Source organism: Mesorhizobium sp. M1A.F.Ca.IN.020.04.1.1 (assembly GCF_003997315.1).
In the GTDB taxonomy this organism is placed as follows: domain Bacteria; phylum Pseudomonadota; class Alphaproteobacteria; order Rhizobiales; family Rhizobiaceae; genus Mesorhizobium.
In genome coordinates this window covers 1-4,862 of the sequence record NZ_RZSN01000278.1, presented here as the reverse complement: position 1 = coordinate 4,862, position 4,862 = coordinate 1, and the positions used below count along the sequence as shown (strand labels likewise).

At 61.6% G+C, this 4,862-nt stretch carries 7 protein-coding genes; 3 read left to right on the top strand and 4 right to left on the bottom strand.

Annotation, left to right across the window (positions count from 1 at the left end):
* The 3 genes from EOA49_RS30305 to EOA49_RS30295 all read left to right on the top strand — a co-directional run.
* On the top strand, positions 1-114 hold a 114-nt coding region (locus EOA49_RS30305; protein WP_135913840.1), incomplete at its 5' end, for a transposase domain-containing protein.
* A gap of 209 nt (positions 115-323) precedes the next feature.
* Complete coding sequence (locus EOA49_RS30300; protein WP_245322269.1) at positions 324-1,247, top strand: NAD(P)/FAD-dependent oxidoreductase; 924 nt, start codon at positions 324-326, stop codon at positions 1,245-1,247.
* Positions 1,248-1,266: 19 nt separating this feature from the next.
* Positions 1,267-1,572 carry a hypothetical protein gene (locus EOA49_RS30295; protein WP_067318770.1) on the top strand — a complete coding sequence of 102 codons (306 nt, stop codon included), beginning with the start codon at positions 1,267-1,269 and terminating at the stop codon, positions 1,570-1,572.
* Between the two features lie 83 nt (positions 1,573-1,655).
* Here the strand turns inward: EOA49_RS30295 and EOA49_RS30290 are convergent, their stop codons facing one another.
* The 4 genes from EOA49_RS30290 to EOA49_RS32930 all read right to left on the bottom strand — a co-directional run.
* The gene (locus EOA49_RS30290) at positions 1,656-2,141 is read right to left on the bottom strand and encodes a DUF2269 family protein (RefSeq protein WP_127241191.1); all 486 of its coding nucleotides are present in this window, start codon (positions 2,139-2,141) and stop codon (positions 1,656-1,658) included.
* Complete coding sequence (locus tag EOA49_RS30285) at positions 2,141-3,424, bottom strand: SDR family oxidoreductase (protein ID WP_127241190.1); 1,284 nt, start codon at positions 3,422-3,424, stop codon at positions 2,141-2,143. Before EOA49_RS30285 ends, EOA49_RS30290 begins: the two co-directional genes overlap by 1 nt.
* 73 nt (positions 3,425-3,497) lie before the next feature.
* A complete protein-coding gene (locus EOA49_RS30280; RefSeq protein ID WP_067318776.1) occupies positions 3,498-3,974 on the bottom strand; it encodes a hypothetical protein in 477 nt (158 codons plus the stop codon).
* 548 nt (positions 3,975-4,522) lie between these two features.
* The coding region (locus EOA49_RS32930; RefSeq protein WP_245460844.1) for an SGNH/GDSL hydrolase family protein at positions 4,523-4,862 on the bottom strand (340 nt) is incomplete at its 5' end.

Here is a 4,862-nt window from a genome sequence, read left to right as displayed (position 1 = left end):
GGCTATCTCGCCGATGTCCTCACCAGGATCGTCAATGGCCACCCGAACAGCCAGATCGACGACCTGCTGCCCTGGGCCTACATCCCGGCTCCCGAACTCAGGGCCGTGGCCTGAGAACAGCGCTTACGGATTTTGCGCCCTCGTTTCTGTCTGTTCGGAAGGAAACGAGGCCATCCTCACGAGCGACATCTGTGTCGGCCTCATTCTTATGAGAACCGGGAAGCAGTCGCGCACGCCCTTGGTCTTAGTCACCAACAGACAAGTTCGTTTGCCGGGCACGAGCCGCTTGCAATAGCTCTGCATCACCTCCCGGGAGTTCTTTGGTGATCGAAGACGATAGCGTCTGTCAGTGGGAACGAATTGACTGCTTGGTTATCGGTGGCGGTCCGGCCGGCTTGGCAGCAGCGACGTATCTCGGGCGCTTTCGCCGCCGGGTCGTCGTTGTCGATTGCGGTCAAAGCCGCGCGAAGCTCATTCCGATTACGCGCAACTGTCCCGGCTTCCCCGACGGCATAGCCGGCGCCGAACTGCTGAATCGGCTGCGGCAGCAGGCTTTGCAGAGCGGAGCCGATCTTAGGCACGATATAATCCACGAGATTGGCCGCGACGGAACGGATTTTATTGCGATCGGTTCGACAGCCATTCGTTCCCGCGCGGCGCTCCTGGCTACTGGCATTGTCGATAAGCTTCCAGAGACGCCTTCGGCAGACGATATGATCAGAGCCGGCACCTTGCGCCTCTGTCCGATCTGTGACGGCTATGAGGTGATCGATAAGCGGGTCGCAGTCCTGGGCCCGGCGGAAGAGGCGGTGAAGAAGGCATTGTTCATGCGGACCTACACTCGCGACGTCACCGTACTGACGACCGATGCTTCGAGTGAAATTGATGCAGATGCCGGCCGACTGATCCACGAAGCTGGAATCCAGCTCGAGCCCTGCATCCCTCATTCGCTACGACCCTCGGGAGAGCAGGCCACCATTCAACTCTCCAACGGAACAGCATCCTCATTCGATACCGTCTATCCAGCCATGGGATGCACGATAAGGTCGCAACTTGGCCTAGATCTCGGGGCGACATGCGACGAGCTTGGAAATCTTGTCGTGGATGCGCATCAGCGCACGGTCGTGCCAGGCCTGTATGCCGCTGGCGATGTGGTCAACGAAATCAATCAGATTGCTGTCGCATTCGGCCACGCCTCGATCGCAGCCACCGACATGCATAACTATCTTGACGATACCAAGTGCTAGTTTTCACCGGTGAATTGTGATGCATCTTGTTCAGATCCTGCTCCCCTGCTCGGACAACAACGGCCAGCCTTTCGCTCAAGAAGATTTCGACCGCGTGAAGGAAGAACTGGCGAGTCGCTTCGAAGGCGTTACTGCTTACCTTCAGGCGCCTGCCGACGGTTTGTGGAAAAAGGGTGCCGAGTCCAACGCCGACAAGATTGTGATCTTCGAAGTCATGGCCAACGAGGTCGATCTCATCGACTGGCGTGAACGCCGGATCGCACTCGAGCGGTGGTTTCGACAGGAGAAGGTGGTTATCCGCTACATGCCGATCGCGCTGGTGTAGTCGTTCTTGTCCATGCACGGGAAATCAGAGCCGGCGCCTCTCCTGCCGGCGTAGCTCAGATGAGCTCGCTCGGCCCGTCGGCATCAGCCGGTCCCGAACCATTCGATGGCCGGGCGGGTGATCATCAGCCATAAGATAGCGGCGACCGCGCCGAAGGCCGGAAAGCCGAAGACGAACCAGAGCCGGAAAAGCCGGTGATAGCGCGGCGGAAGCAGCTGGCCGGCTTTCGCCGCCGCCAGGGCAAGATCGCGCATCTCCATCTGCATCCAGACCACGGGAAGCCAAAAAACACCGGTCACGACGTAGAGAAGGATCGACAGCGCGATCCAGCCGTCCCAGAGCGAATAGCCGACGAGCCAGGCAAGCGCGACGCCGGTGATCGGTTGCGCCACAACTGCCGTTGCCGTGAACAGGAAATCGGCAACCACGACAATGCGCGCGACAGCGGCCACGGTAGCCGGGTTGCCGGTCCGGTGTGCAAGCAGCATGAAGAAGGCGATGCCAGCGCCCGTCCCCAGCAGAACCGCCGCGCCCACGATATGGAGGTATTTGAGACCGAAGTAGAGCATCAGCGCTCCTCCAGGATCGCCAATGCGACGAAGTGCAGAAGAACGATCGGCAGGATCTTCATCAGCGGGCCGAGCGGTTCATTCCACAGATCGGGCCGCAGGAGCGTGCCGGCCAATGCATAAAAAACGCATACGCCGATCGCTCCCCAGAGCCCAACCCGCGCGGTTTTGCGAAGCGCGATGAGAAGGCCGATGACCAGGTCGGCCAGCGCGCCGGCGATGACCAACGGCGCCGCCAGCGCGCTCACCGCGGTACCGATCAGGAGTTGGACGCCGCTCTGCCATCCGGTTGTCAAGGATATGATTCCGGTCATGATCCAGAAGAACGGCAGCACCGTGAAGATCGCGGGTTTGATGAAGTAGAGGCCGGCAAACCACCTGTCCTGCACCGTGGCTGGGTTTGCGGCGAGTGCTGTCGGGAGACCTCGCGGCTCGATCCCGGTTATCGCCTTCCAGGGTCCGGGATCACCGGTTGCTCCCCGGCTGATCTCAAGGGCGGCGTTGGTGCGCATGGGAGGGCGCCATCCCAGCACACTGACGGCGTCACCCAGCCGATAAAGTAGACGCGCCGCCCATCTCGGGAGAGCCAGGACGCGAGCCTCGTCCCATCCAAGCCACCTGCGGTGATGCGCGACTACCTCCTCCATGGCGAAGGCGTCCGGACCAGCAAGGTCGAGAGCGATCCGTGACGGGCTGTCAGGGCTGAGGAAAAACGCCACCGTTTCGACCACGTCCTCAAGTTGAACCACCTGCAGACGGCCGGAGCCGGGCATGGAGGGCAGCAGAGGAAGCGCGGCAAGGCCGCGAAACAGGGCGCTCGCTCCAAAAACGGGGCGGCCCAGAACGACGGAGGGTCTCAGCACGACCCAATCCAAGTCGAGCGTCATCAAGGCCTCCTCGCCGGCATATTTGCTGGCGGAGAAGGCCGAGGGTTGCTCACGATCGACGCCGATAGCGGAAAAGTGGATGACCCGGCGCACCCCGGCTTGCTGGCAGGCACGAAACAGCGCCGCTGCGCCCAATGCATGAACCCCTGTCGTATTTTCGCTGGCGCTGTCCTGCAGAACACCGGCACAATTCACCACCAGGTCAACGCCTTGAAGAGCACTGCCCCAGTTCTCGGGGGCGAGCGCCTTCGCCATATCGATGGCGACCGTTCCCGCCTCCCCCGCCCGGCTTGATCGGCGTCGTGAGGCCCGCACGACCTCGTGCCCTGACGCGACCAAACGCGCGCACACCGCTGTGCCGATGAGACCGTTCGATCCCGTTACGAGAACCTTCATTGCCGATGTCCCGCCGGACAAGACAGCGCGGCGGGCCGAAGGGTCGGATCGTTCCGCAGAACGCGCGGCCCGGTCACCGGCTTCTCCTCTCGGCTTGCTGGTCGAACGCCTCGATGGCGGCGCGTTCCATCTCTCTCAGTGATCTCGAAAGCGTCAGGCCCCAAACGACATGAGCTGCAATCATCAGCATGTTTCTCCTGATGGGGTGACGGTGCGCCGGGGTCAGAATGCGGGCGGCGGGAATCCAACCGAGATAGCTCAGCGCCCAGATGCATAAGCCGTAGGCGATCCCGCTCCCTCGAGTGGTGGGCAGCAGGGCAAACAAAGCACCGGTGAGACCGCCAAACCCGAAATGCGCAAGCAGTGTTCTTGAACGTGCTTCGCGCTCGTCAACAGCTGGAAAAGTGCGGTCGACGATCTCGCGAGGCGGAAGCGGATAGCGCTCGTCGTCGGGCAGGACTGCGTGCAGGCGCCTCATCGTTGCTGTCATCGCCATGGTCGCCGCGACGCCTGCCACAGCCCCAAGCAACGCCTTATCGAGCGGCCGCATTGCTCACCATCTCTTCTCCATTGGGATCGAAAGACGACCTTTGCGTCCAGCCTGACGTCGACGCTTCAGGCCAGAGGCAAGAATCAACGCCGTCGTCCTCGACCCTCACTTCGCTTTAAAACCTCCATCAACCCGGCAAGCCGGTCAGGGAGCCACCTCTCGGTCCGAAACAGCGGAAGTGCACGCAGATGGCGCCTCATTATCTCACTGGAAAACTGGCGCCTCAGTAGCTGCGCAACCTGCTCATTATTATGTCTTCTATGTCCAACCATTTTCGTGACCGCAATCGGTTCGGTCACCAAACCGGAAAGACTTGCAGTTTGTTCCTGGACAGCTGAGCTGTTCTGCCAGCTCCATTATGCTAAGTGCTCGTCGTCCTGTTCTAAGGTTGGCCATCCGTGTTTTCGCCGAATTGCACCCGACGACGGGCGCCGATATTGGAGCACGACCGGGGCGGGTCGCACCAAGAATGGTGACATGGGCGGCGCCGCCAACATCCAGAAGGCGCCGGCGCGGGCAGCAGCCGCCACTAGCAGAACCAGGTAATCCTATTGGCCGCGAAGCAAGCTCTCGAAAGCTTCCTCGAACAGCCTAGCCATCTCGGCATAGCCGCCGTCGGACGGATGCAGGCCGTCGCCGCAATCGAAGGCGGCGAGCAGCCTCGACGGGTTGGCGGGATCGGCCAGCGCACGCTCGAAATCGACGACGGCATCGGCTTCGCCCGATGTCCTGATCCAGGCGTTCACCGCCTCACGGTCGCGCTCCTTGGTCGGAGAGTAGAACGTTCTGAGCGGCTGGCCTTCGAAGGCGCCGCTGAAGGGCGGCAGCGTGCCAAGCAGCACCTTGATGCCGTTGAGGCGGGCGCGTGCGATCAATTGCCGGGAAGCC

What these genes read in the sequence shown, in the direction of transcription:
- EOA49_RS30295 (WP_067318770.1), top strand. Translation starts at nt 1,267, where the DNA reads ATGCATCTTGTTCAGATCCTGCTCCCCTGCTCGGACAACAACGGCCAG.
- EOA49_RS30290 (WP_127241191.1), bottom strand. Translation starts at nt 2,141, where the DNA reads ATGCTCTACTTCGGTCTCAAATACCTCCATATCGTGGGCGCGGCGGTT.
- EOA49_RS30285 (WP_127241190.1), bottom strand. Translation starts at nt 3,424, where the DNA reads ATGAAGGTTCTCGTAACGGGATCGAACGGTCTCATCGGCACAGCGGTG.
- EOA49_RS30280 (WP_067318776.1), bottom strand. Translation starts at nt 3,974, where the DNA reads ATGCGGCCGCTCGATAAGGCGTTGCTTGGGGCTGTGGCAGGCGTCGCG.